At 62.5% G+C, this 24068-nt stretch carries 23 protein-coding genes; 9 read left to right on the top strand and 14 right to left on the bottom strand.

Translation table 11 applies throughout. The features are described 5' to 3' along the window. Window positions 1-35 precede the first annotated feature (35 nt). On the bottom strand, window positions 36-764 hold the full coding sequence (rpsB, locus tag GYH29_RS08085; protein ID WP_019102339.1) for a 30S ribosomal protein S2: 729 nt from the start codon (window positions 762-764) through the stop codon (window positions 36-38). A 145-nt stretch (window positions 765-909) separates the two neighbouring features. Then, entirely contained in the window at window positions 910-1101 is a 192-nt protein-coding gene (locus GYH29_RS08080) for a hypothetical protein (protein ID WP_019103093.1), read from the bottom strand. A 115-nt stretch (window positions 1102-1216) separates the two neighbouring features. Between GYH29_RS08080 and GYH29_RS08075 the strand changes: the two genes are divergently transcribed. Then, entirely contained in the window at window positions 1217-2254 is a 1038-nt protein-coding gene (locus GYH29_RS08075) for an NAD(P)H-dependent flavin oxidoreductase (protein WP_161523496.1), read from the top strand. A gap of 59 nt (window positions 2255-2313) precedes the next feature. On the opposite strand, the gene typA is transcribed toward GYH29_RS08075, so the two are convergent. After that, complete coding sequence (gene typA, locus GYH29_RS08070) at window positions 2314-4134, bottom strand: translational GTPase TypA (protein WP_043594514.1); 1821 nt, start codon at window positions 4132-4134, stop codon at window positions 2314-2316. 139 nt (window positions 4135-4273) lie between these two features. Between typA and GYH29_RS08065 the strand changes: the two genes are divergently transcribed. Both GYH29_RS08065 and GYH29_RS08060 read left to right on the top strand, forming a co-directional pair. Further along, window positions 4274-5149, top strand: a complete 876-nt coding sequence (locus tag GYH29_RS08065; RefSeq protein ID WP_043594517.1) for a hypothetical protein — start codon at window positions 4274-4276, stop codon at window positions 5147-5149. 120 nt (window positions 5150-5269) lie between these two features. Further along, window positions 5270-6577, top strand: coding sequence for an enoyl ACP reductase FabMG family protein (locus GYH29_RS08060; RefSeq protein ID WP_161523495.1), 1308 nt, complete (start codon window positions 5270-5272; stop codon window positions 6575-6577). 215 nt (window positions 6578-6792) lie between these two features. Here the strand turns inward: GYH29_RS08060 and GYH29_RS08055 are convergent, their stop codons facing one another. After that, window positions 6793-7779, bottom strand: coding sequence for an NAD(P)H-quinone oxidoreductase (locus GYH29_RS08055; RefSeq protein ID WP_161523494.1), 987 nt, complete (start codon window positions 7777-7779; stop codon window positions 6793-6795). A gap of 173 nt (window positions 7780-7952) precedes the next feature. Between GYH29_RS08055 and GYH29_RS08050 the strand changes: the two genes are divergently transcribed. After that, window positions 7953-8618 carry a 7-cyano-7-deazaguanine/7-aminomethyl-7-deazaguanine transporter gene (locus tag GYH29_RS08050; RefSeq protein ID WP_019103029.1) on the top strand — a complete coding sequence of 222 codons (666 nt, stop codon included), beginning with the start codon at window positions 7953-7955 and terminating at the stop codon, window positions 8616-8618. A 50-nt stretch (window positions 8619-8668) separates the two neighbouring features. Here the strand turns inward: GYH29_RS08050 and GYH29_RS08045 are convergent. Beyond that, window positions 8669-9467 (bottom strand): IS5 family transposase gene (locus tag GYH29_RS08045; RefSeq protein WP_161523837.1). Its coding sequence is split into 2 segments (ribosomal slippage): window positions 8669-9202 and window positions 9204-9467, totalling 798 coding nucleotides; the frame shifts between segments, so codons are not numbered across the junction. Between the two features lie 135 nt (window positions 9468-9602). Between GYH29_RS08045 and GYH29_RS08040 the strand changes: the two genes are divergently transcribed. The 3 genes from GYH29_RS08040 to GYH29_RS08030 all read left to right on the top strand — a co-directional run bounded on the left by GYH29_RS08040 (window position 9603) and on the right by GYH29_RS08030 (window position 13804). Next, entirely contained in the window at window positions 9603-12038 is a 2436-nt protein-coding gene (locus GYH29_RS08040; protein ID WP_043591499.1) for a heavy metal translocating P-type ATPase, read from the top strand. After that, on the top strand, window positions 12038-12220 hold the full coding sequence (ccoS, locus tag GYH29_RS08035; protein WP_043591501.1) for a cbb3-type cytochrome oxidase assembly protein CcoS: 183 nt from the start codon (window positions 12038-12040) through the stop codon (window positions 12218-12220). Before GYH29_RS08040 ends, ccoS begins: the two co-directional genes overlap by 1 nt. 282 nt (window positions 12221-12502) lie before the next feature. Then, window positions 12503-13804, top strand: a complete 1302-nt coding sequence (locus GYH29_RS08030; RefSeq protein WP_039755819.1) for a NupC/NupG family nucleoside CNT transporter — start codon at window positions 12503-12505, stop codon at window positions 13802-13804. A 279-nt stretch (window positions 13805-14083) separates the two neighbouring features. Here GYH29_RS08030 and GYH29_RS08025 read toward each other — a convergent pair whose 3' ends face one another. Genes GYH29_RS08025 through tssJ form a run of 3 tightly spaced genes read right to left on the bottom strand, consistent with a single transcriptional unit; the run spans window position 14084 to window position 17190 of the window. Further along, window positions 14084-15271 carry a hypothetical protein gene (locus GYH29_RS08025; RefSeq protein WP_152596913.1) on the bottom strand — a complete coding sequence of 396 codons (1188 nt, stop codon included), beginning with the start codon at window positions 15269-15271 and terminating at the stop codon, window positions 14084-14086. Further along, entirely contained in the window at window positions 15268-16641 is a 1374-nt protein-coding gene (locus GYH29_RS08020) for a hypothetical protein (protein ID WP_043591505.1), read from the bottom strand. The genes GYH29_RS08025 and GYH29_RS08020 overlap by 4 nt, the downstream gene beginning before the upstream one ends. A 39-nt stretch (window positions 16642-16680) precedes the next feature. Next, window positions 16681-17190 carry a type VI secretion system lipoprotein TssJ gene (gene tssJ, locus GYH29_RS08015; RefSeq protein WP_043591507.1) on the bottom strand — a complete coding sequence of 170 codons (510 nt, stop codon included), beginning with the start codon at window positions 17188-17190 and terminating at the stop codon, window positions 16681-16683. A gap of 315 nt (window positions 17191-17505) precedes the next feature. Between tssJ and earP the strand changes: the two genes are divergently transcribed. Both earP and efp read left to right on the top strand, forming a co-directional pair. Further along, a complete protein-coding gene (gene earP / locus GYH29_RS08010) occupies window positions 17506-18651 on the top strand; it encodes an elongation factor P maturation arginine rhamnosyltransferase EarP (RefSeq protein WP_161523492.1) in 1146 nt (381 codons plus the stop codon). Window positions 18652-18712: 61 nt separating this feature from the next. Next, a complete protein-coding gene (gene efp / locus GYH29_RS08005; protein ID WP_019103034.1) occupies window positions 18713-19276 on the top strand; it encodes an elongation factor P in 564 nt (187 codons plus the stop codon). A gap of 139 nt (window positions 19277-19415) precedes the next feature. Here efp and GYH29_RS08000 read toward each other — a convergent pair whose 3' ends face one another. The 6 genes from GYH29_RS08000 to GYH29_RS07975 form a co-directional block, all read right to left on the bottom strand. Beyond that, window positions 19416-19898, bottom strand: coding sequence for a hypothetical protein (locus GYH29_RS08000; protein WP_043591511.1), 483 nt, complete (start codon window positions 19896-19898; stop codon window positions 19416-19418). 151 nt (window positions 19899-20049) lie between these two features. After that, the gene (locus GYH29_RS07995; protein ID WP_081575678.1) at window positions 20050-20943 is read right to left on the bottom strand and encodes an alpha/beta fold hydrolase; all 894 of its coding nucleotides are present in this window, start codon (window positions 20941-20943) and stop codon (window positions 20050-20052) included. A 184-nt stretch (window positions 20944-21127) separates the two neighbouring features. Next, entirely contained in the window at window positions 21128-21709 is a 582-nt protein-coding gene (locus tag GYH29_RS07990; protein WP_043591515.1) for a uracil-DNA glycosylase family protein, read from the bottom strand. 12 nt (window positions 21710-21721) lie between these two features. Beyond that, window positions 21722-22885, bottom strand: a complete 1164-nt coding sequence (gene zapE / locus GYH29_RS07985) for a cell division protein ZapE (RefSeq protein WP_019104085.1) — start codon at window positions 22883-22885, stop codon at window positions 21722-21724. Window positions 22886-23013: 128 nt separating this feature from the next. Further along, window positions 23014-23640: a thiol:disulfide interchange protein DsbA/DsbL gene (locus GYH29_RS07980; RefSeq protein ID WP_081575680.1), complete on the bottom strand. Its 627-nt coding sequence runs from the start codon at window positions 23638-23640 to the stop codon at window positions 23014-23016. Window positions 23641-23714: 74 nt separating this feature from the next. Continuing rightward, the gene (locus GYH29_RS07975; protein WP_019104087.1) at window positions 23715-24047 is read right to left on the bottom strand and encodes a hypothetical protein; all 333 of its coding nucleotides are present in this window, start codon (window positions 24045-24047) and stop codon (window positions 23715-23717) included. Between the last annotated feature and the right edge of the window lie 21 nt (window positions 24048-24068).

Here is a 24068-nt window from a genome sequence, read left to right as displayed (position 1 = left end):
CTAAAAAAAGGGGCTTGCGCCCCCTTTTCGTCTGCTTACTCGGCTTGAGCCGATTCAGCAGCCACGATCTCTTGCAGAGACTGGGCGCGGCCTTCCAGCACCGCGTCGGCCATGCCGCGAGCGTACAGGCGGATGGCGCGGCTGGAGTCGTCGTTGCCCGGGATCACGTAATCGATGCCGTCCGGGGTGTTGTTGGTGTCAACAACGCCGATAACCGGGATACCCAGTTTCTTGGCTTCGACGATGGTGCCCTTCTGGTAGCCAGTGTCGATAACGAAGATGGCGTCCGGCAGGCCCTTCATATCCTTGATGCCGCCCAGCGAACGCTCCAGCTTGTCGACTTCGCGTTGCAGGTCCAGCAGTTCTTTCTTGTTGTAACCGGTATCGCCAGCGGACTCCAGAATGGCGCGCTTCTCTTCAAGACGCTTGATCGACTGCTTCACGGTCTTGTAGTTGGTCAGCATGCCACCCAGCCAGCGGTGGTCAACAAACGGCATGCCGCAACGGGCAGCTTCTTCACGTACGATCTCACGAGCCTGACGCTTGGTGCCCACGAACATGATGGAACCTTTGTTGGCGGCCAGACGACGCACATAATCCTGGGCTTCCACGAACAGCGGCAGAGTCTTTTCCAGGTTGATGATGTGAATCTTGTTGCGGCTGCCAAAGATGTACTTAGCCATCTTCGGGTTCCAGAAGCGGGTTTGGTGGCCGAAGTGAACGCCGGCCTCAAGCATTTGACGCATGGTAACGTTGGTGGACATGCAAAAACTCCTTAAAGGGTTAAGCCTCCATCCGCGCAGACAACCTCGAAACGAGGCACCCTTTGGCGCGGATGTGCGTAATAGATGATTTTCCCCCGCCAGTATGGCAAGGGACGCGGGATTCTAGCACCGGACAGCGATCCGCTCAAGCCTCGTCGCGCGCCTCACGCGCTTTTTCACGCTGACGGCGCAGTTTGCGCCGCGTCATCCGCGCCACAAAGAAGGTGGGCAGCACGCCCAGAAAGAACAAGATGGATAGCGAAGCCAGCACGCTGTGCTGCGCCACCGCCAGCATCAGCACCACGTAAAGCCAGCCCAGCAACACGATCAGCAGCATATTTAAACAATCGTTTGAATTTTCCGGCAAAGCCGACAACAATGACAGCGCCGGGTCCAGCCCATTGCGCCCGCCAACCCCCGACCGACCGATATTGTAAAGCGAGCCCCGCCCCATGCAAACCGCCATTACCCGACTGCTCGACATCCAGCGCCCGCTAATCTGCCCCGGCATGAGCTACATCGCCACCCCGGAACTGGTGGCCGCCGTCGGCAACGCCGGCGGCCTGGGCATACTCGCCACCGGCCCGCTGACGCCAGAACTGACGCGACAAGCCATCCGCCGCGTGCGCGAACTGAGCGACCGGCCCTTTGGCGTCGGCTGCACGCTCATGATGCCAGGCGCCAAGGAAAACGCCATGGTCGCCCTGGAAGAACGCGTGCCTGTGATCAATTTTTCGCTGGGCAAGGGCGATTGGCTGATTGAACGCGCTCACGCCTACGGCGGCAAGGCCATCGCCACCGTGGTGACGGAAAAGCACGCGCGCTCGGCGGAAGCGTCCGGCGCCGACGCCCTGCTGGTCACCGGCCACGAGGCCGCCGCCCACGGCGGCGCCGTCACCTCGCTGGCACTGATCCCGGCCATCCGCAAGGCCAGCGCCTTACCCATCATCGCAGCCGGGGGCTTTGCCGACGGCCAGGGACTGATTGCCGCGCTGGCGCTGGGCGCCGATGCCGTGGCAATGGGCACGCGACTGGCCATGAGCAAGGAAAGCCCTGTGCACCAGCGCACCAAGGAGATGATTCGGCAACGCGGCGTGGCCGACACCTTGTACTCCAAGAACTTCGACGGCCTGTGGTGCCGAGTGATGGACACCCCCGCCGCACGCCAGGCCACGCGCAAGCCGCTGGGCCTGCTCGCCGCCGCTTGGCGCGCCAGCGCCGCCGCGCGCAAGCTGGGCATGCCCATCGCCAAAGTGGTGCTGGGCGGCCTGCTGAGCCAGCCGCAGGCGCTGCGCCAGCTGGCGCAGTTCGGCGCCGCCACCGAATCCATCCGCCTGGCGATAGAGGACGGCGACCACGACAAGGGCGTGCAGCTGATCGGCCAGGCCCAGGGCCTGATCGACGACGCGCCCGGCGTGGCCGAGCTGTTCGAACGCATCCTGGTCGAGGCGGACGCCTGCCGACAAAGACTCGCCGCCCTAGACCTCTGACAAACAAAAAACCGCCGCCCCCATCAAGGGAACGGCGGTTTTTGCAAGGCCAGCCCGAATCAGGACGCGGCGTTGGCTTTGGCCATCTTGCGACGATCCGATTCGTTCAGATAACGCTTGCGGATGCGGATGGACTTCGGCGTGATTTCCACCAACTCGTCGTCGTCGATGAACTCCACCGCGGACTCCAAAGTCAACTTGATCGGCGTGGTCAAACGCACGGCTTCGTCGGTGCCGGAGGCGCGCACGTTGGTCAACTGCTTGCCCTTGACCGGGTTCACCACCAGATCGTTGTCGCGGCTATGAATACCGATGATCATGCCTTCGTACAGCTTCTCGCCCGGGGCCACGAACATCCGGCCGCGGTCTTCCAGCTTCCACAGCGCGTAAGCCACCGCTTCGCCGTTCTCTTGCGAGATCAGCACGCCGTTGTGACGGCCCGGCATATCCGGCTTGACCGGCGCGTAGTCGTCGAACACGTGGCTCATCAAGCCGGTGCCGCGAGTCATGGTCATGAAGTCGGACTGGAAGCCGATCAGACCGCGCGCCGGAATATGGTACTCCAGGCGAGTGCGGCCGTTGCCGTCGGATTCCATATTGGTCAGTTCGCCGCGGCGACGACCGATTTCTTCCATCACGCCGCCCTGGTGATCGTCTTCCAGGTCGATGGTCAGGTTTTCGTACGGCTCGCACTTCTGGCCGTCGATCTCCTTGAACACCACGCGCGGCTTGGCCACAGCCATTTCAAAACCTTCGCGACGCATGTTTTCCAGCAGAATGGTCAGGTGCAGTTCGCCACGACCGGACACGCGGAACACATCGGAGTCGCCGGTGTCTTCCACGCGCAGCGCCACATTGGTCAGCAGCTCCTTGGTCAGACGATCGCGGATTTGACGCGAGGTCACGAACTTGCCTTCGGTGCCGGCCAGCGGCGAGGAGTTCACCATGAAGTCCATGGTCAGCGTCGGCTCATCCACGGACAGCATCGGCAGGCCTACCGGCTGCTCTTTGTCGCAAATGGTCACGCCGATGCCGATATCTTCGATGCCGGAGATGATGATAATGTCGCCGGCTTCGGCTTCTTCAACCGGCACGCGGTCCAGGCCCTGGTAACCCAGAACCTGGTTGATGCGGCCGGAAGCCACTTGATCGTCGTGGTTCATCACCACCACTTGCTGACCCGGCTTGATGCGGCCGTTCAGCACGCGCCCCACGCCCAGGCGGCCAGTGTAAGTGGAGTAGTCCAGCGCGGAAATCTGCAGCTGCAGGGGCGCGTCGGCGCTGCCCGGCGGGGTCGGCACGTGCTTGAGCACGGTGTCGAACAGCGGGCGCATATTGTCGGAAACCTCTTCCAGCTCGAGCTTGGCGAAGCCGTTCAGGCCGGAAGCGTAGATGATCGGGAAGTCCAGCTGTTCGTCAGTCGCGCCCAGCTTGTCGAACAGATCGAAAGTCTGATCCACCACCCAGTCCGGACGCGCGCCCGGACGATCCACCTTGTTGATCACCACGATCGGACGCAGACCCAGCGCCAGCGCTTTCTTGGTGACGAAACGGGTTTGCGGCATCGGGCCTTCTACGGCGTCAACCAACAGCAGCACGCCGTCCACCATGCCCAACACGCGCTCAACTTCGCCGCCGAAGTCGGCGTGCCCCGGAGTGTCGACGATATTGATATGCACGCCTTCGTACTCGATGGCGGTGTTTTTGGCCAGAATGGTGATGCCGCGTTCTTTTTCAAGATCGTTGCTGTCCATTACACGCTCGTCCACCTGCTGGTTCTCGCGGAAGGTACCGGATTGACGCAGCAGTTGGTCTACAAGCGTGGTCTTGCCATGGTCGACGTGGGCGATGATGGCGATATTGCGAATTTGTCGGGTCATTTTTGGAGGAGGATGGATACAGAAAAATCGCTGGATAATAGCACAAAAAACAGTCCCTACCAAAAATTCCGGCGGGCGACAAGCGTTGGGCTTTTGCGTACACTGCGCGGCAAACCGATTTTCGACGAGGAAACGCGCTATGTACGACTGGAACGCCTTATGGAAGGAGCACGAGGCCTACCGCACCGGCTACGCCGTCCAGCACAACGACGCCAACCAGTTGGCAGACGCCTTGTCCGCCACGCTGATCAAGCCGGCCGCGGGCATAGAAGACGTGGCCGTCTACGACAATGGCGACCGCTACCTGCTGGCCGGCCACAAAGACGGACTGCAACTGCTGGAGATCTCCAAGCACAGCCTGTTCGACATCACACTGCGCTTCGTCACCGAGGACGAGGAGCAGGACATCGCCCCGCCCTACATCGAAATCCATGTCGACAACCTGGCCACTGAAGAGCAGGCGGTCTGGCGCGCCGCGGTCAGCCGCGACGAAGAAGGTCGGATCTGGGTAGGCAAGCGCGCGCTGGACGAAGGCGTGGTGCCGGCCATGCCTTTCGACGAACTGTCCTTCACCGACGACGCCCGCTTCCGCGAAGAACTGACCCGCGTATGGCATGAGGACCTGCCGCAGTTGAAGCCGGCGCTGGAAGCCTGGTTCCAGCACGGCGCGCTGAGCGCCCCGGACGACGAGCCGGCCCACTACGGCGACGCCGCGCGGGTGCGGCAGATCTGCGACCGCTACGCCGAAATCGTGCGCCGCGAACAGGCGCTGCTGTCGCGCCAGTTCAGCGACCCGGAACTGCATCTGATCGCCCAGGTGCTGAAAGGCGTGCACTTCGACGACGCCGCCGCCTGCCGCGGCGTGTGGCTGGCGGTGGAGACCCGCATCATCGAAGAAGAGCTGGACCAGCAATGGAAGGTGGACGGGGAAAAGCTCCTAACCAAGATGAAGGCGCTCAGCTACGCGCAGGAAGTGGCGCTGATAGAAGCGCTGTCGCCGTTGCCGTCCAACTGAACACCTGAAACCGGAACGCGGGTAAAATGCCCCCGATCCGAGCAATCACTCCAATATATCCAAGCGACCGGCCCCGCCAGCACGCGCCGCGCCGGCCCTCATCGAGAAAGACTGAAAGATATGGCTCAAACAAGCGCCCTGAGACAACTTCCGCAAAGCAATCTGTTCCGCCCCGGCGACGTCTTCGTCCTGTTCGGCGAACTGTTCGGCCGCGGCTACGCCAACGGCCTGATCAACGAAGCGCGCAAGGCCGGCATGGACATCATCGGCATGACCGTGGGCCGCCGCGACGAAAACAACCAGCTGCGCCCGCTGAACGAAGAAGAATTGGCCGCGGCCGAGGCCAACCTCGGCGGCCGCGTTATCAATGTGCCGCTGATGGCCGGCTTCGACCAAGACGGCGCGCCGACGCCGACCGAACTGCTGGCCGCGCTGACCCTGAAAAGCTGGCAGGACGACAAGCTGGACTGGGAGCACATCGAACAATGCCGCCAGATCGGCGTGCGGCGCTTCAAGGACGGCGTCGCCCAGGCGATGGCCCAGCTGGAAGGCATGATAGCCGACGGCCGCAACGTGTTCTTCGCCCATACCATGGCCGGCGGCATTCCCAAAGCCAAGGTCTTCCTGGCCATCGCCAACCGCGTCTACAAAGGCCGCGGCGAGCGCTTCCTGTCCACCCAGGCGCTGCTGGACAGCGACCTGGGCAAACTGATCCTGCAGAACTTCGACGAAGTCACCGCCAACACCTTCCAGCACCTGATAGACGGCAGCGCCGCGCTGCGCGACCGGCTGGAAGCCGCCGGCGGCCAGGTGCGCTACACCGCCTACGGCTACCACGGCACCGAGATCCTGATCGACGGCGACTACCAGTGGCAGACCTACACCAACTACACCCAGGGCTACGCCAAGATGCGCCTGGAAAACGTCGCCCGCGCCGCCTGGGAACAAGGCGTCAAGGCCACGGTGTTCAACTGCCCGGAAATCCGCACCAACTCCTCGGACATCTTCGTCGGCGTGGAGCTGCCGCTACTGGCGCTGCTGCGCGCGCTGAAGCGCGAGGACGGCGGCGCTTGGGCCGACGCGCAATGGCAGGCCTGCGCCGCGCTGCTGCAGGACGGCCACACGCTGGAAGAAGTGCTGGAAAAAATAGACGCGCTCAATAGCGGCGAGGTGATGCGCGGCTTCCGCAACTTCGAAGCCTGGCCGATGCCGAACAGCCCGGAGCTGGCCGAGGTGATGATAGGCACCTCCGACGCCATCGTGGACCTGCATCAGGACAAGAAGGCCTTGATCACCGACCACCTGAGCAGCCTGGTGATCGACGCCACCGGCCCGCTGATGTTCCACGAGGCCGCCGCCCCGGCCGGCCCGGTGCTGTGGCTGAACCACGACATCATCGCGCGTCAGTTGAACCGGATGCACGCTTAAGAACCTGTTTACGATCTGCTGCGCTTCGGCGATACAGCGTTGAAAACACCCTCAAAATGCTCATGTACCAACCGTACATTCCGCTTTTTCGGTCGTTTTCGCCTTGTCTCGCTCTTGCTCGCGAGATCGTAAACACGTTCCAAGAAGCGATCAGCCCCCTTCCCCAACGCAAAAGCGCGCCCATTCAGGCGCGCTTTTTTTCGTCCCAAACCCGCTTAGCCCGCCAGCACCGGAAACAGCGTCAACACCACCTTGCCCAGATTGCGGTTGGCCTCGGCATAGGCGTGCGCGTCGGCCACCTGGGTCAAGGGGTAGGTCGAGTCCAGCGTCAGACGCAGCTCGCCCCGCGCCAAGGCCGGCAAAATCCGGGCCTCCACCGCCCGCGCCAAGCGCGCCTTCACTTCTAAAGGCTGCGGCCGCAGCGTGGAGCCGATCACGGCGATGCGCTTCATCAGCAGCGCCCCCAAGTTCAACTCCGCCTTGGCCCCGCCCAGCAGGCCGATATTGACCAGCCGCCCATCCGGCTTCAAGACCGAGACATTGTCGTTCAGATAGCTGGCGCCCACCGGGTCCAGCACCACGTCGGCGCCGCCCCACTCCTTGACCAAGGCGCCGAAGGCCGGCGTCTGCCGGTAGTTGAACGCCTGCGCCGCGCCCAATTCGCGGCAAAACGCCGCCTTCTCCTCACTGCCCGCGCTGGCGAAAGCCCGCGCGCCCAGCAAGCCGGCCAGTTGGATCGCCGCCGCGCCCACGCCGCTGGCGCCGGCGTGCACCAACACGGTCTCGCCGGCCTGCAAGCCGGCCTTTTCCACCAGATTGAACCAGGCCGTCATCCAGGCCTCGGGCAGGCTGGCCGCCTCCACCCAGGACAGCCAGTCCGGCTTGGCGATGGCCAGCGCCTCGTCCAGCAGCGCGTATTCGGCGTAGCCGCCGCCGCCAATCAGGCCGAACACCGCGTCCCCGGGCTGGAAGCGCGAGCCCGCATCCGCCTCCTCCACCACCCCGGCCACTTCCAGGCCCAGAATTGGGCTGGCGCCCGGTGGCGGCGGGTAATGCCCGGCGCGTTGCGCCAGGTCCGCACGGTTGACCCCCGCGGCCATGACCCCCACCAATAGCTGCCCGGCGCCGCGAAGCGGCGGCGCGATCTCGTCCAAGCGCAGGGTGTCGACTCCACCCGGAGCCGACTGCACGACTGCCAACATACCCCCTCCTTTTACGCTCAAGCGCCTGATTAACAATGCGAAAACCCTTTGCCAAGCCGGACGCGGGCGAGTATCATTTTCGCCCTTGTCTCGATCCGCGCGCCGGACCCGACGCAATCACCGTCTCGTAACACTGGGTTCCCTCACCCCATCCAAATAAAAAGGCCGACATCATGTTTAGCTTTACCCGCCAGCAGCGGCTGTCCGCGCTGCTGTGGCTGTCTCTGTTCCACATCGCCATCATCGCGTCCAGCAACTACCTGGTGCAACTGCCGATCACCGTGTTCGGCTTCCACACCACCTGGGGCGCGTTCACCTTTCCCTTTATTTTCTTGGCCACCGATCTGACCGTGCGCGTATTCGGCGCGCCGCTGGCCCGCCGCATCATTTTCGCGGCGATGCTGCCGGCGCTGGCGATCTCCTACCTGATCTCCACCCTGTTCTATCAGGGCGCCTGGCAAGGCGCCGCCGCGCTGACCAGCTTCAACCTGTTCGTCGCCCGCATCGCCGTCGCCAGCTTCGCCGCCTACGCGCTGGGCCAGATCCTGGACGTGCAGGTGTTCAACCGCCTGCGCCAGCTGAAAACCTGGTGGATCGCCCCCGCCTCGGCCATGTTGTTCGGCAATATCAGCGATACGCTGGCCTTCTTCTTCATCGCCTTCTACCAGAGCAGCGATCCCTTCATGGCCGCCAACTGGGTGGAGATCGCGCTGGTGGACTACAGCTTCAAGCTGCTGATCTGCCTGCTGTTCTTCCTGCCGATGTACGGCGTGATCCTGAACCGCATTCTGAAGCAATTGAGCTTGCGCGGCGTCGAACCGCAGCTGCGCACCGCCTAAGCGGCTCCCGCCTCAGAACGTGTTTACGATCTCGCGAGCTAAGAGCCTGTTTACGATCTCCGGAGCAATAGAGCCAAGAAAGCCAAGTGGATGAACTGCAAGCTAGTATTCAGCTTCCGCTCGCAGTTCTTCCACAGCCTTCTGCTCTTTTCCAACCAAGCGAAGCTGCGCTCAACAATCCATCGTTTGGGCATCACCTTGAACGTATGCAGCTCGCTTCTCTTCGCGATCTGTACCGTCACATACCCACCCAGAATCTCCCGCACTCCCTGCGCAAAGGGCTGACCTATGTAGCCGCTGTCGCACAGCAGGCTTTGCACCCGCTTGAGCCCACTCTGGCAACGTGCCAGCGCTTTGAGGGCTCCTTTGCGATCCGTCACCTCCGCTGTAGTCACTGCTACCGCGTGCGGTAAGCCCTGGGTATCCACTACGATATGGCGTTTGATGCCTGATATTTTCTTACCCGCGTCGTAGCCTTTTAACCCCGCTGTATCAGTGTTCTTCACGCTCTGCGCGTCGACGATCAAGAGCGTGCTTGAGGCGTTCCGCCCCAGTTTCTCTCGGGCCACGCCAACCTGATTTTTTTAATGCCAGCTCCAACACGCTTACGCCGTACAAGTCAGGTTCGGTCCATTTGCGCCAATACGCATAGACGTTCTGCCACTTGGGAAAGTCAGGCGGTAGATAGCGCCACTGACAACCTGTGCGCAGAAGATAGAGCACTGCGCAGAACACTTCATACAGATCCAGCTGTACCGGTTTAGTGTTACGTCGGACGCCACGCAGCAGCGGCTCTATCTGAGCAAACTTTTCTCGACTAATGTCGCTTGGGTAGGATTTTCTCTTCACTCGCCCATTATCGCTCACAAAAAGATCGTAAACAGGTTCTCAGACCAGCAGCCCCCAGAAAATGGGGGCTGACGCGGCCTATTCCAACACGCTAGCGCAAGCCAAACGCGGTCGGATTGATTACAATCGGCCATCATGAGTGAAAACTGCTTCCACTGCGGCCTGCCGGTGCCGCCCGACGTCCAGTTCCCGGTCAAATACCGCGAAGTCGATCAGCCCACCTGCTGCGCCGGCTGCCAGGCGGTAGCCGTCACCATCATCCAGTCCGGCCTGTCCGATTACTACCAGCACCGCACCGAGGGCGCGCGCCAGGCCGAACCGGTGCCGCTCGAGCTGCTGGAGCAGATCAAACTCTACGATTCCGACGAGCTGCAGCGCAGCTTCGTGCGCTTTGAAGCCGAAAACCTGCGCGAAGCCTCGCTGATGCTGGAAGGCATCACCTGCGCCGCCTGTGTTTGGCTCAACGAGCAGCACATCCGCCAGTTGCCAGGCATCGTCAGTGTCGACATCAATTACAGCAATCACCGCGCCCGCGTGCGCTGGGACAATAGCCGGGTTCAATTGTCCGCCATCCTGGAAGCGGTCAGCGCCATCGGCTACCGCGCCCACCCCTACGACGCCGAGCGCCAAGAAGCGCTGAACCAGAAAGAACGCAAGCAGGCGATCAACCGCCTGTGGGCCGCCGGCCTGTCCATGATGCAGGTGATGATGTACGCGGTGCCTATCTATCTGGCGCCGGACGGCGAGATCACGCCGGACTTTCTATGGCTGTTGCACTGGTCCAGCTTCATCCTGACTCTGCCGGTGGTGCTCTACTCCGCCGTGCCCTTCTACCGCGCCACCTGGCGCGATCTCAAAACCCGGCGCGTGGGCATGGACACCCCGGTGACCATCGGCATCCTCACCGCCTTCCTGTCCAGCTTCTGGGCGCTGATCAACAAAGTGGAACACGGCGTCTACTTCGACTCGGTGTCGATGTTCGTGTTCCTGCTGCTGGGCAGCCGCTACCTGGAGGGCATCGCCCGGCGCAAAGCCGGCGAGGCCACGGAAAGCCTGGTCAAGCTGATCCCCGCCTTCGCTCATCGCCTGACCGGCTGGCCGGATAACCGCCAAAGCGAGGAAACCACGGTGGCGCAGTTGCGCCCCGGCGACGTGATTCTGGTCAAACCCGGCGAGACCATTCCCGCCGACGGCCTGGTGCTGGACGGCCATAGCGCCAGCAATGAAGCGCTGTTGACCGGCGAAAGCCGCCCGGTGAGCAAGGACGCCGGCGCAGCGGTGATCGCCGGCAGCGTCAACACCGCCAGCCCGTTGGTGGTGCGGGTGGAACAGACCGGCCAGGACACCCGGCTGGCCGGCATCGTGCGGCTGCTGGATCAGGCGCTGGCGGAGAAGCCGCGGCTGGCGGTGATCGCCGACCGCTTCGCCAGCTGGTTCGTCGCGTTGCTGCTGCTGGCCGCCGCCGGCACCTATATCGGCTGGCACTACATCGAACCGGACCGCGCGCTGTGGATCATGGTGGCGGTGCTGGTGATTTCCTGTCCCTGCGCGCTGTCGCTGGCCACCCCGGCGGCCTTGACCGCCGCCTCCGGCCACCTCGCGGCGCTGGGCGTGCTGACCACCCGCGGCCACGCGCTGGAAACCCTGCCCAAGATCAGCGACGTGGTCTTCGACAAGACCGGCACCCTGACCCATGGCGATATGCGGCTGCTGGACAGCTGGACAGCGCCCGGCCGCGACGCGGCGGCGGCGCTGGCCACGGCGGCGGCGCTGGAGCAGGGTTCGGAGCACCCGGTGGCGCGCGCCTTGCTGGCCGCCGCCGGCGACGGCCCGCAGCAGGCGGCGGAAGCGCTGCGCAACCACCCCGGCCAGGGCGTGACCGGTCAACTGGATGGCCGCGCCTGGCGCATAGGCTCGCCGGAATTCATCGCCGCTCAGTTGGGCGGCTGCCCTCTTCCTTCCGCAGACTGGCACGGCGACAAAACCCTGATCGCGCTGGCTGATGAAACGGAACTGGTCGCCTTGTTCGCCATCGGCGACGCCGTGCGCGCCGATGCCGCGCCGCTGTTGCGCCAGCTGAAACAGCACGGCCTGCGCGTGCATCTGCTCAGCGGCGACGGCGCCGGCCCTGTCTCCAATTTGGCGCGCCAGCTGGACATGGACGCGCATATCGCCCGCGCCGCGCCAGAGGATAAATTGGCCTACGTCGGCCGGCTGCAAGCCGCCGGCAAGCGCGTGCTGATGGTGGGCGACGGCATCAACGACGCGCCGGTGCTGGCCAAGGCCGACGTATCCATCGCCATGGGCGGCGGCACCGACGTGGCGCGCGCCAGCGGCGACATGGTACTGATTGGCGACCGGCTGGGGCTAATCGCCAGCGCTTTCGAACTGTCTCGCAAGACCTTGTCTGTGATACGTCAAAACTTGTGGTGGGCCGCCGCTTACAATATCGTGGCGCTGCCCTTGGCCATCACCGGCCACGTTACGCCGTGGATCGCCAGCCTGGGCATGGCGTCCAGCTCTCTCATCGTAGTCGGCAACGCCCTCCGACTGGTCAAACGGAAATCCTGATGGAAAGCCTGTATCTGCTCATTCCGCTCAGCCTGGTGCTGGCCTTCGTCATCGGCGGCATTTTCTGGTGGGCCACCCGCAACGGCCAGTTCGACGATATGGAAGGCCCGGCGCATCGCATTCTGATGGACGACGACAAGCCCAAGGACGGCGGCGGTGGCGATGCTCCGCGCGGCGATTAAAGCGCCGTCCACCCGTCCAAACCACTCCCGGCGCCGTCCGTGCGCCGGTTTTTTCCGACCCGCCGCGGTGCGCCCCATTGTCCCGCAGCGGACCGAACCCTCACCCAAATCGAATAAAATCAAGGACAAAGCGCTTCAATCGCTTTCGTTCTCCGATTTTTGCTGTAAAATCGCGCACCTTGAGCAATATTAGCTAATCATCATCTAATAATCGTTGGATCCGCCTGGCCCGGCGCCATGCGCCAGCCGGTCAGCTTCCGCACCTTCATCTCAGGGTTGTTCGTGAATACCTTACAAGCTCTCGTCGGCATGTTGTTCCTGCTGGGCACCGCCTATGCGCTGTCCACCAATCGCAAAGCCATCAACTGGCGCATCGTGCTGATCGGTCTGATCATGCAAAGCACGCTGTTCTTGGTCATCAACTACGTACCGGCCGCGCGCGCGGTGTTCGAAGCCTTCGGCTCCGGCTTCGCCAAAGTACTGACCTTCTCCGGCGAAGGTGCCACCTTCGTGTTCGGCGACCTGGCCAAACCCAACGGCAGCATGGGCTTCTTGTTCGCCTTCATGGTCTTGCCCGTGATCATCTTCTTCTCCGCCTTCAGCGCCCTGCTCTACCATCTGGGCATCCTGCAACGCGTGGTGGCCGGCATGGCCTGGGTGATGAAACGCAGCATGAAGCTGTCCGGCCCGGAAAGTCTGACCGTGGCGGGCAACATCTTTCTCGGCCAGACCGAGGCCCCGCTGCTGATCCGCCCCTATATCAAGCACATGACCCGCTCCGAGCTGGCCTGCGTGATGATTGCCGGCATGTCCACGCTGGCCGGCGGCGTACTGGCCGCCTATGTCGCCTTCCTCGGCGGCAGCAATCCGGCGGAACAAGCCAAGTTCGCCACCTATCTGCTGATGGCTTCCTTCATGAACGCGCCGGCAGCCGCGGTATTCGCCAAAATCATCTACCCGGAAACCGATCGCGGCCATACCTCCAGCGACAAGCTGGACTACAGCCAGGAAGACGATCAGGGCAGCTTCATCAACGCCATCGTCAACGGCGCGATGTCCGGCATGAAGATGGCCGCCGCGGTGGCCACCATCATCCTGGCCATTGTGTCCATGATCGCACTGGCCAACTTCGTCGTGAAGGACGGCATCGGCGCGGCGCTGGGCGTCAACGAGATGATCAAGGCCTCCACCAACGGCGTGTTCGACGGGCTGACATTGCAATACCTGTTTGGCCAGGCCTTCCGCGTGTTCGCCTTCATGATGGGCGTAAGCTGGCACGAAACCCTGGAAGTGGGCAGCCTGCTGGGCCAGAAGATCGTGGTCAACGAGTTCATTTCTTACCTGGACCTGGCCAAGATGAAGGCCGCCGGCACCCTGTCGCCTCAAGCCATCCTGATTTCCACCTTCGCGCTGTCCAGCTTCTCCAACTTCAGCTCGGTGGGCATTTGCGTAGCCGGCATCGGCGCGCTGGCCCCGTCGCGGCAGAAGGAACTGGCCCAGATCGGCATGCGCGCGCTGGCCGCCGCGGTGATGGCGGGCTTCATGACGGCGACCACGGCCGGCCTGTGGATGTCCATTTTCTAAAAGTCTGCTCAACGTCTACTTCGCCTCAGCGATACCGCGTTGAAAACGACTAAGAAAGTGGAATGTACAAGTGGTACATGGGCATTTCGAAGTCGTGCTTGCCATGTAACGCTCCACGACGCGTGGCAGATCGTAAACAGGTTCTAGAAACTAAACACTGGATCTTGGCCACGCGCCCCACGAAAACCAAAACCAGTTTAGCCACGGAAACACACTTGCTTTTTCTTCCGTGAGTTTCCGTGATCAAGAAGATGGGCCGGCGCCGGAGCACTCACAGCGTCACTCTTTCTGTGCCAGCCGTTTTTGCAGATAGTGCAGATTGAACACCAAAGCGTGCGCGGCGACGCGGTGGATGCCGCGGGTGGCGGCGTCGGGGCTGTCGGGGTCGGTGACCGGCGCGCGGGTGGTGGCGAACGGTGTGGTCTCGTTGGCCGCCAGGTCTTGGCCGGCGTTGTCCGGGATCACGCTGTCCGGCGCGGTGATTTGCGCCAGATAGGTCAATAGGCGCGCAATGCTGGCTTGGGCGGCGCCGGTCTGCTTGACCGCCAGCGCCGCGCGCAGGGGGTCGAATTCGCGCTTGAGCTGACCGTACACCGCCGGCGCGAGCAGGCTCAGGCTGTAATCGTCGTCGCGGTACCAGGTTTCGATTTCGGTCCACAACTGCGCGCTGAAGTCCTGGGCGTCAAAAGGCTCGGCTACCGCCAGCACCGGCACCAGCACTGGCAGCCAGCGGCCATCGGCACGGGCAATGGCAGTGATTTCGGCCTTGATGGCAGGGTCGTCACTGTCAATGGCATAGCTGCCGGGGAATTGATCAATCCCGGAGAAACCCTGCAAGGTGGCGATTCTAACCCCAGGCAATTCCGGGCGCAGGATGGCGAAGTCCGCGGGCTCGCCACCGGGTGGCATACCATAAGGCTTATAACCAGGCCGAGGCTGCCAGCCGTAGCCGGCGCTGCCTTCGCCTTGTTTGAAATTTGGCCGCCAGGCCTCAGGCGTGAGCAGATAGCGATGCCCCCCCCTGACGATAAGTTCGGCTCTGGCCTCAGAGCGTTGATTCCACTTGGCCATCGCCGCCTCGTCCGTCACCTTGTCTCCGGTTTTCTTAGGAAACTCCTCGCTTTCCGGGATAACAAACGCCTGGATCGGCACGCAGCATATCCAGAAATAATCAATGTTCTGTACCGCCGGTTGGCCATTGCTCAGGCGATAACGATAGCTGAGCTGCTGGTCGGCGCCGGTCTCGATGGTGTTACGCAGCCGTGGATCAATCTTGTTCTGCAATACATAGCGGAAGGTTCTGACGCTATCCTCGTCAGCGTCGTAGTCGCGGACCTGCCAGACATCCTGGCCGGGCAGCCGGCTGAGGCTGCTCTTTGAGGCAGGGGCGCTGGGAGTGGCTGTTTCTTGGGCCAGGGCCGGCAGGCATAGGCAGGCCAGCAACATAGCGTGGGTGGCAAGTTTCATCGCGGTGATCCTTTCTTGGTGGCCTTGGCCTTGGCTTTCTCTTCGACGTTGGCCTTCGCTCCGGCTGCGGCTTTGGGCTTCTCGGCTTCGGCTGCGGCTTTTTTCATCCAGCCGCCGGCGTCCTTGCACTCTTTCTGGGTACCATTGGGAGCGCTGCCCTCCAGGTAGACGTGTAGATGTTCTACATCGCCCTGATCGGAGTGCCACAGAATTTTGGTGGTGGGCAGCCGATTGCTCAGCGCATCGAGCTTGTCAGACTTGCTGCACTGATCCTTATAGACGGCCGCCCTGATGTCCAAGGGGATGTACTTGGTACGCAGATCTACCGCAGTGCCGGCGCCATGATCGAAGTGCGACGGCCGCCAGCGGCCAGCGATGTCGAACAGGCCTCCCCAAGGCAGCGCAGCGTCATTGACCCCCACCGGTTTCCAGCCCGCGTCATTCATCGCATCAATCATGACGCGTAGGTTCTCAATGGACTGTCGGGTCAAGTGATGTCGTTGCTCATGTTTTTCATTGGGCCCGCCCACCAGCTGGGCCTTGCCTGCGGCTGGGATATAGGCTTCCAGATTGGGCACTTTGACGGTGACGACCCCTTCGGCACTATTGCAGCCCGGCTGCGCGCATTCCGCCTTCAGGCGGTGAATACCAGCGAATTCTGGGGCGGAGAGAAACAAGGGGATCTGGCCTTGCTCATCGGTGCGTAGCGTGGTGACGATTTCTCCCTGCTGGTTAGCTCTGAGTTCGGTTTTCCCCTGAAACAGCACGCCCAGCGGACGCGGGCCTGTGTGCTTGCCTTTGGGGTGACTGCCGCTGTCTTCTTCCACGGTCTGGCTCAGCTTGACCGCTTGGCCGGCCAGCGGTTTGCCATCGCCATCCAGCACTTGCACCCTGAGCCGGCCTTGCCAGGGCCGGAGCTTGACCGGATCGAGGGTGTGGGTAGTCTTGCCATCGCGCCTGAACGTAAAAGGCGCGCCAACGCCTGCCGGCTTGAGTTCCGTCGGGACATCGATGTGAATGACTTTGGATGAGGAGCGCCGGCACCATTGTTGCAGAGCGTCCAGCACATAGCCGGCCGCGCAGGCTTTGACGCATTGGCTCGGCCCAACCCTGGGGCGCGGCGGCTCGGGCGCGGGCGCCAGCGGCTGGCCATGGTCATCTAGCCGGGCGGGCGGCAGAAAACCATTGTCCGGCGGGCCGTTGTCCGCGGCGGCGGCCGCGCGGGCCGGGGCGGCGCCGGAGCCAGATGCGGAAGTCGCCGGCCCGGTCGTCAGGCAGCGGGCGGGTGTGGCCGCCTTCTTATCTTCGTCCCGATCTTGCGCCTGTACTGGCAGGGCTGGGGTGATGACCGCCCAGATCAGCGCGCCCAACAGTGTCTTTCCATGAGGTCGCATGGCGTTTTTCCTGTATCAGCGGCTTGCCTCAGCCTGCAGGCGGATCCTGTATTCCGAGATGCCCAGCCTTAAGCTAGGCTTGGAAAGCAGCGTTTTCCGGTCCACCACCACCCGCCAGTTGTCGCCATCCCGTTCGCGAAAAAAGGCAGCGACGCCCAGATATTGCGTCTCCTGGGACAGCGGCATGCTGGTATGCATGCCGGTACTGGGGACGACGGTGAAACTATCCGCGGACAGCGCGTCATAGGCCAGCACAGCCTGGTCCTGATCAAGCAAGGTCTGATAGAGGGCGTTGTCAAAAACATCCCGCTTTCTCAGCTGGTAGATACGCACCACGACCGACAACGCTTTGCCTGCGCTGTCGGCATTGGCGGTGTTGTCCGTGACAATGCCGACATTGAACACGTCCTGTTTTTTGGGGAAGACGGTTCGATAGGCGTTGCTGGCGGCCTCGGACAGCGTTTGCATGGCGCTGCAGCCAGTCAGCAACAAGACGAGGTGAAGCGCGACAAGGTATCGGAACATGACCCCTCCAGGAACATGATGAAGGATGCGATACGGCTAAGCCGGCCTCAGTCGAGCATTTAAGTTTCGTAGGGTCAAGGCAGCGCGGTCGCACTTCTCTCCGCACCCAAGCCAAGGCAAACGCACCCTTGGGTACCTCGAAAAACGTCGTGAGCGGTTCGAATGCGAATGAGAGATGAAGACCGATTAATGCCCTGGAGCCTGTTCAATACCTGCTGCGCTTCGTGATTTACACTCCCGCGCTCCGGCGCGGGGTTTTTCATTAACCCGCGGCGGCGTGCTAAGCTGCCGCCATTTTCACGCGCGGCACCGCTAATGGAACGCAAACACTGGGATATTTTCTGCGCCGTGGTCGACAACTACGGCGACATCGGCGTCGCCTGGCGGCTGGCGCGCCGGCTGGCCCACGACTTCGGCCTGGAAGTGCGGCTGTGGGTGGACGACCTGGCCAGCTTCGCCCGCATCGCGCCGGAGCTGGACCCGGCCTTGCCGGCCCAGCGCCTGGCCGACATCGACATCCGCCACTGGCCGGCGGACGGCCCTCCCGACGATACCATGCCCGCCGACGTGGTGATCGAAGCCTTCGGCTGCCGGCTGCCGGAGCGCTTTGAACAGGCGATGGCCGCCAAGACGGTCAAGCCGGTATGGATCAATCTGGAATACCTGTCGGCGGAAGACTGGACCCGCGGCTGTCACCGCCAGCCCTCGCCGCACCCGCGCTTGCCATTGACCAAGCACTTCTTCTTTCCCGGCTTCGGCGCCGACACCGGCGGCCTGATCTGCGAGCAGGGCCTACTAGACGTCCGCCGCCAATGGCAGGACGACGCGCTGGCGCGATGCGCCTACTGGCAGTTGCTGGAGCTGCCGGAACCAGCGGCGAACGAATGGCGGGTCAGCCTGTTCGCCTATGAAAACCCGGCCGTCACCAGCCTGCTGGCCGCCTGGGCGCTGGGCGAGCGGCCGGTGACCTGCCTGCTGCCGGAAGGCAAGGCGTTGCCGGACGCGGCCCGCGTCTTCGGCCACCCTCTGCGCGCCGGCATGCTGGCGCGCCAGGGCCAGTTGACGGTCAAGGTGCTGCCGATGACCGACCAGGACAGCTACGACCTGCTGCTGTGGTCCTGCGACCTCAATCTGGTGCGCGGCGAAGACAGCTTCGTGCGCGCGCAATGGGCCGGCCGGCCGTTTCTCTGGCACATCTATCCGCAGGACGACGACGCCCATCTGGCCAAGCTTGATGCCTTTTTGTCACAGTACGGCGCGGCGCTGCCCGTCGGAGCGGCGCAAGCGCTGACAGCCGCCAGCCATGCCTGGAACCACGGCGCCGATATGGCCGCCGCATGGACGGAATTGGCCGCCTGGCTGCCCGCATGGCGCGAACACGCCGCCATCTGGCCGGAAAAATTGCTGGCGGACGGTGATCTGGGCGACAGACTACTGCACTTTGTCCGGGAAATCGGCTAAAATACGCCGTTTTTCGGAAACCTTTTTTCCGACTTCAATCAAGAGTTTGGGACTTTTAGTAATGAAAACCGCACAAGAACTCCGCGCCGGCAACGTATTCATGGTAGGCAGCGACCCGATGGTCGTGCAGAAGGCTGAATTCAGCAAATCCGGCCGCAACGCCTCCGTTGTGAAAATGAAAATGAAGAACCTGTTGACCGGCGCCGGCAGCGAAGCCGTATATCGCGCAGACGACAAGTTCGACGTCATCGTGCTGGACCGCAAGGACTGCACCTACTCCTACTTCGCTGACCCGATGTACGTGTTCATGGACACCGAATTCAACCAGTACGAAGTGGAAGCCGACAACCTGGGCGACACGCTGAACTACATCGTCGACGGCATGGAAGAAGTGTGCCAAGTGACCTTCTACGACGGCAAGGCCATCTCCGTTGAACTGCCGACCACCGTGATCCGCGAAGTGGAATACACCGAACCGGCCGTGCGCGGCGACACCTCCGGCAAAGTGCTGAAGCCGGCTCGCCTGGTGGGCACCACCTTCGAAGTTCAGGTTCCGGCCTTCGTCAACACCGGCGAAAAGATTGAAATCGACACCCGCACCAACGAATTCAAGAAGCGCGCCTAAGCGTCATCTTGCTTCGCAGTGCCCAAAGCCGCCCGGCGCCGACGCGCCGGGCGGCTTTTGTTCGACCGCCGAGACGCAAAAAAGCCTTGCTTACGCAAGGCTCAACGCGCCGGACAGGCCGCGCCATTAACCGCAGACATCAACGTGCCGTCGGCGCCGCCACCTCGATTTTCACATGGCGGGTATTGCCATTCTTCTGATTAAAACTGCGATTAATCACACCGATAGCGCTACTGCTGCCCTGCTTGACCTCTTTGTCAAACAGGAAAGTCATCACGCCAAGATTACCCTTGATCAGCAATGGCTTGCTGGTGCCCTCCCAGTTGGAACTCAGCAATTGGGCCGCACCTTCGCCAACCATGTCCAATTCCAGGGTTTGATCGGTATGGCACCTACCGGGAGAGCGGTTGAAACCCGGATAAATCGCAACACTATCATTGCTTATCGTCCTGACGATTTTATTGCCGGCCTCCACCGGAGTTTGCGGACCCTCGCCGCTTAGCGTGTATTTAATCGGACAAGAGCCATTATTGACTAACTCAAAAGTATAGGCATCGGCAGCCATGGCATGGACGCTGCCCAAAAGCAGAGCGGCACTGATCGCCAAGTATTGAAACTTCATGATCTCTCCAAAAATTAAAATGAATAATCCAACCCTAAAAGAATGCAAATCGGCTGGAAAATCAGATTAATGGAGAGATTCTGAAGAGGAAAACATTCTCAAATCAATCTAAAAGCCACCTCGCGGAATGGCTTTGAGTCCTGCACCACCATCACATGGCCCGCCTCCGCGCAAAATCCAGCCACAGGTCCGCCACCTGGCGCGGTTGCTCCATCATCGGCAGATGGCCCACCTGCTCCAACACCTGCTTTTCACTGCCGACGATGGAGGCGGCGAAGCAATCCGCGTCCTCCACGTGCAGGATGCGGTCCTCGCGGCCCCAGACGATCAAAGTCGGCGCCTGGATGCTTGCCAGCAAGGGCCGCTGGTCCACGCTGTCTAACAGGTCGTCGAAAATCTTGCGCTCCACCTCAACGCGTTCCGCCTTGCGCGCCGCCGCCACTTCGATGGCGAAGCCGGGCACCGGCGGCGGCCGGTACATCGCCCAGTCCAACATCGCTCGCACCCCGTCCGCGCTGCTCATATCCAACATTGGATTTTCCCCGCTGCGCTGCCACAGCTCGGCCATTTCACTGGCGCTGACGCCGGCACCGGCGGCGTTGAGCAAGGTCAGGCTGGCCACGTGCCTCGGATAACGCGCGGCGAAGTTGGCGGCGATGGCGCCGCCCATGGAATTGCCGATCAAGTGGACATGCTCCACGCCCCAAACCTCCAGAAACGCGCGCAGCCGATCCGCTTGCGCCTCCACTCGGTAGCTGATGTCCAGGTTGGACATGCTGTCGCCGTGGCCTGGCAAGTCTGGTGCTATCAGCCGGAATGACTTGGGCAGGCGACGCGCCAGCATCGCCCAGTGGTCTTTTTCCGCGCCAAAGCCATGCAGCAGCACCAGCACCGGCGCGCCCGCCGGCGCGGCGCGCTCCAACCAGCTCAATTCACCCTGCTCCAGCCTGCGCCGTCGCGGCTTCAGCCCGGCCCAGCGCCGCTGCTGGCGCACGCCCCAGTCAAACAACCATTGCTTGCCATTCCAGATCCAGCGTCGCCACATTGCAGCCTCCTTGGAAAACCATCGATGGTAAATAGTGCTTAGAGCCTGTTCACAGTCTCGCGAGCAAGAGCGAGACAAGACGAAAACGGCTGAGAAAGCGGAATGTACAGGTGGTACATGAGCATTTCGAAGTTGCACTCACCGAGCCACGTTTCACAGCGCGCAGCAGCGCGTAAACAGGTTCTCAGCCGCGCTCCAGCACCTCTGCCACCCTCTGCCGCAAAGCCGGCAGCAGTTCGGCCTCGAACCAGGGATGGCGGCGCAGCCACAGTTGATTGCGCGGGCTGGGGTGCGGCAAGGGCAGCAGCGCCGGCCAGTGCTCGCGCCAGCGCTCCACCGCCTCGGTCAGCCGCGGATAACGCCCAGGCAGGTGATAACGCTGCGCGTACTGACCCAGCAAAATCGTCAATTGCAGATGAGGCAGGCCAGCCAGCAAGGGCTGACGCCAGGCGGCCGCGCATTGAGGCGGCGGCGGCAGATCGCCGGACTTGCCGGTGCCGGGGTAACAGAAAGCCATCGGCAGGATGGCGATGCGGGTCTCATCGTAAAACACCGTCTTGTCCACGCCCAGCCAATCACGCAAACGCTCGCCGCTGGGGTCGTCGAACGGCAGGCCGGACGCGTGCACGCGCCGCCCCGGCGCCTGGCCGGCAATCAGGATGCGCGCGTTCGGATGCCATTGCAGCACCGGGCGCGGGCCGTGCGGCAGGCTGTCCGTACACAGCCGGCAGGCGCGCACTTCTTGCAGCAGGCCGGCGGCGTCCATGCGCGTCGCCGTTTACAGCACCACGCCGGCCGGCGGCTGGTCGTGAGTCTGGCCGACGGACTGGTGCGGCAGCTCCAGATAGCTGCGCGACTGCATCTCGGTCAGCCGGCTGGCGGTGCGGAAGAATTCGCCGGCCTGCACCCCTTCGGTGTACAGCTGCTCCGGCTCGGCGGCGGCGGAGGCCACCAGCTTGACGCGGTTGTCGTAGAACACGTCCACCAGCCAGGTGAAGCGGCGGGCGATGGACGCCTCGCGCGCGGTGATCTTGGGAATGCCGCTGACGAAGACAGTATGGTATTCGGTGGCGATTTCCAGGTAGTCGGTTTGCGCGCGCGGGCCGTCGCACAGGGCCAGGAAATCGAACCAGATCGCCCCGGCGGCCAGGCGCTTAACCGGAATCTCGCGGCCCAGCACCTGGATGGAGCGTTTCTTCTGCTCCACGCCGTGGCTCAGGCGCTGGAACAGCTGCTCCATTTTCTCCTCGCTGGCCGCGTCCGCCGGCACCATGAACAGCGGCTCGCGCGTCAGCTCGCGCAGACGGTAGTCGTTGCCGCCGTCCACGTTCAGCACTTTCAGCTCGCGCTTGATCAACTCGATGGTGGGCAGGAAGTTCTGCCGTTGCAGGCCGTTGGGATAGAGGCTGTCCGGCGCGTAGTTGGACGTGGTGACCAGCACCACGCCGCGCTCGAACAGCGCCGACAGCAGCCGGCCCAACATCATCGCGTCGGCGATGTCGCTGACGTGGAACTCGTCGAAGCACAGCAGGCGGGTATCGCGGGCGATCTTGTCGGCATAGGCCAGCAGCGGGTCCTTGCTGCCGGCCAGCGCGCGCAGCTCGCGGTGCACCTCAGCCATGAAGTTGTGGAAATGAATGCGGCGCTTGCGGCGGTACGGCACGCAGGCGTAGAAGGCGTCCATCAGAAAGCTCTTGCCGCGTCCCACTCCGCCCCAGAAATACAGGCCCTTGGGCACGTCCGGGCTGCGCAGGCTGCGCCCGAGGAAGCGGTTGCGCTTGTTCTTGAACTCCACCAGCTGGTGCCACAGCAGGTCCAGTTCCTCAATCGCCGCGGCCTGGGCCTCGTCGTGGATGAAGCCGGGTTTTTCGCTGGCGGCCTGATACCAGGCCTTGGGGCTGAGATGGGCGTTCCCATCCGGGGAGAAAGTGTGCTGAGACATGGGCGGCGGAGTGTGCAAGCGCAATAAACGTACGGCCTGACATCATACCCCGTTTGCGCGCGGGGGCAAAAACCCAGGCGCCGCCGCACTAGGGCCGCGGCGCGGTAAAACAGAGCGCCGTTGCCTGTTTAGACCTGGCCGGCGACTCTTTGCACGCGCGCCTTGGCCACCAGCACGTCCAACACCTCCCGCGTACGCTCCGGCGGGGCCGCGGCAATCGCGTACTTGCCGTCCACCACCAGCATGGGCGTGCTGAAGATACGGTAATCCTTGGTGAACTGGGCGATAGCCTCCACTTGAGCCTTCACCGCGAAGGATCGATACACCGCCATGGTCTTGGCAACGTCCACGCCCGGCTGGCGGCGCAACCACTTCTCAAACTCCGCCTCCTTGCTCAAATCGACCTTGTCATGCTGCACCGCGCGGAAGGCCGCGCCATGCAGACGGTCCGAGAGGCCGGATACGTTCAAGGTGGCGAACACCCGCGCGTACCCTTCCATCGGTTTGCCCCACACCACATGCTTGCGCACCACGCGCACGTCCGCTGGCTGGGTCTTCAGCCAGGCGGATATCGCGGCGTCTTGAGAGTAGCAATGTCGGCATGGGTAGGAGAAAAACTCCGCCACCTCGATCTGATCTCCGCTGGACACCGGATGCGGCTTGGGCAACACCAGGTAATCCTTCCCTACCACGATCTGCGCTTGCGCCGCGCCCAGCGCCAGAACAAACCAACACAACAACAGTAACGCTCTCATTCACTACACTCCATTGATTCCGCCGCCGGGCTCCGTCTCAGTACATGCCTCGCGTTCAAGGGCGGGGTTAACTCTCAGGCCGTGGCCAACAAAGTCGGCACCTCAACCGGCTTGTCCACTTTGTTCAGCTTGATTTCGGATTTGGCCGGCCCACGCAGGCGCTGCAACTCCTCTTTCAGCAGCTTGATTTCCTCTTGCAACCTATGCCGCATGTCCGCCTCCGCCTTGCGCACGTCCAGGCTCAGTTTTTTCTCCATTTCCGTTGTCAGTTTCTCATCGAGAAACGACTCGTACTTCTTGAACAGCTCATCGCGGTAAACATCCAGCTGCAAGCGCAGCATGAGGTTTTCCTCCTCCATTTCGGCCAATTTGTGCTGGAACTGGGCGGCATTCATATTGAAGTTCATGCTTTCTCCTAGCAGATGGCT

This window comes from Chromobacterium haemolyticum (assembly GCF_009936155.1).
Taxonomy (GTDB): Bacteria; Pseudomonadota; Gammaproteobacteria; order Burkholderiales; family Chromobacteriaceae; genus Chromobacterium; species Chromobacterium haemolyticum.
Note: the sequence above shows the minus strand (reverse complement) of the source record. Positions and strands in the feature narration are given on the sequence as shown.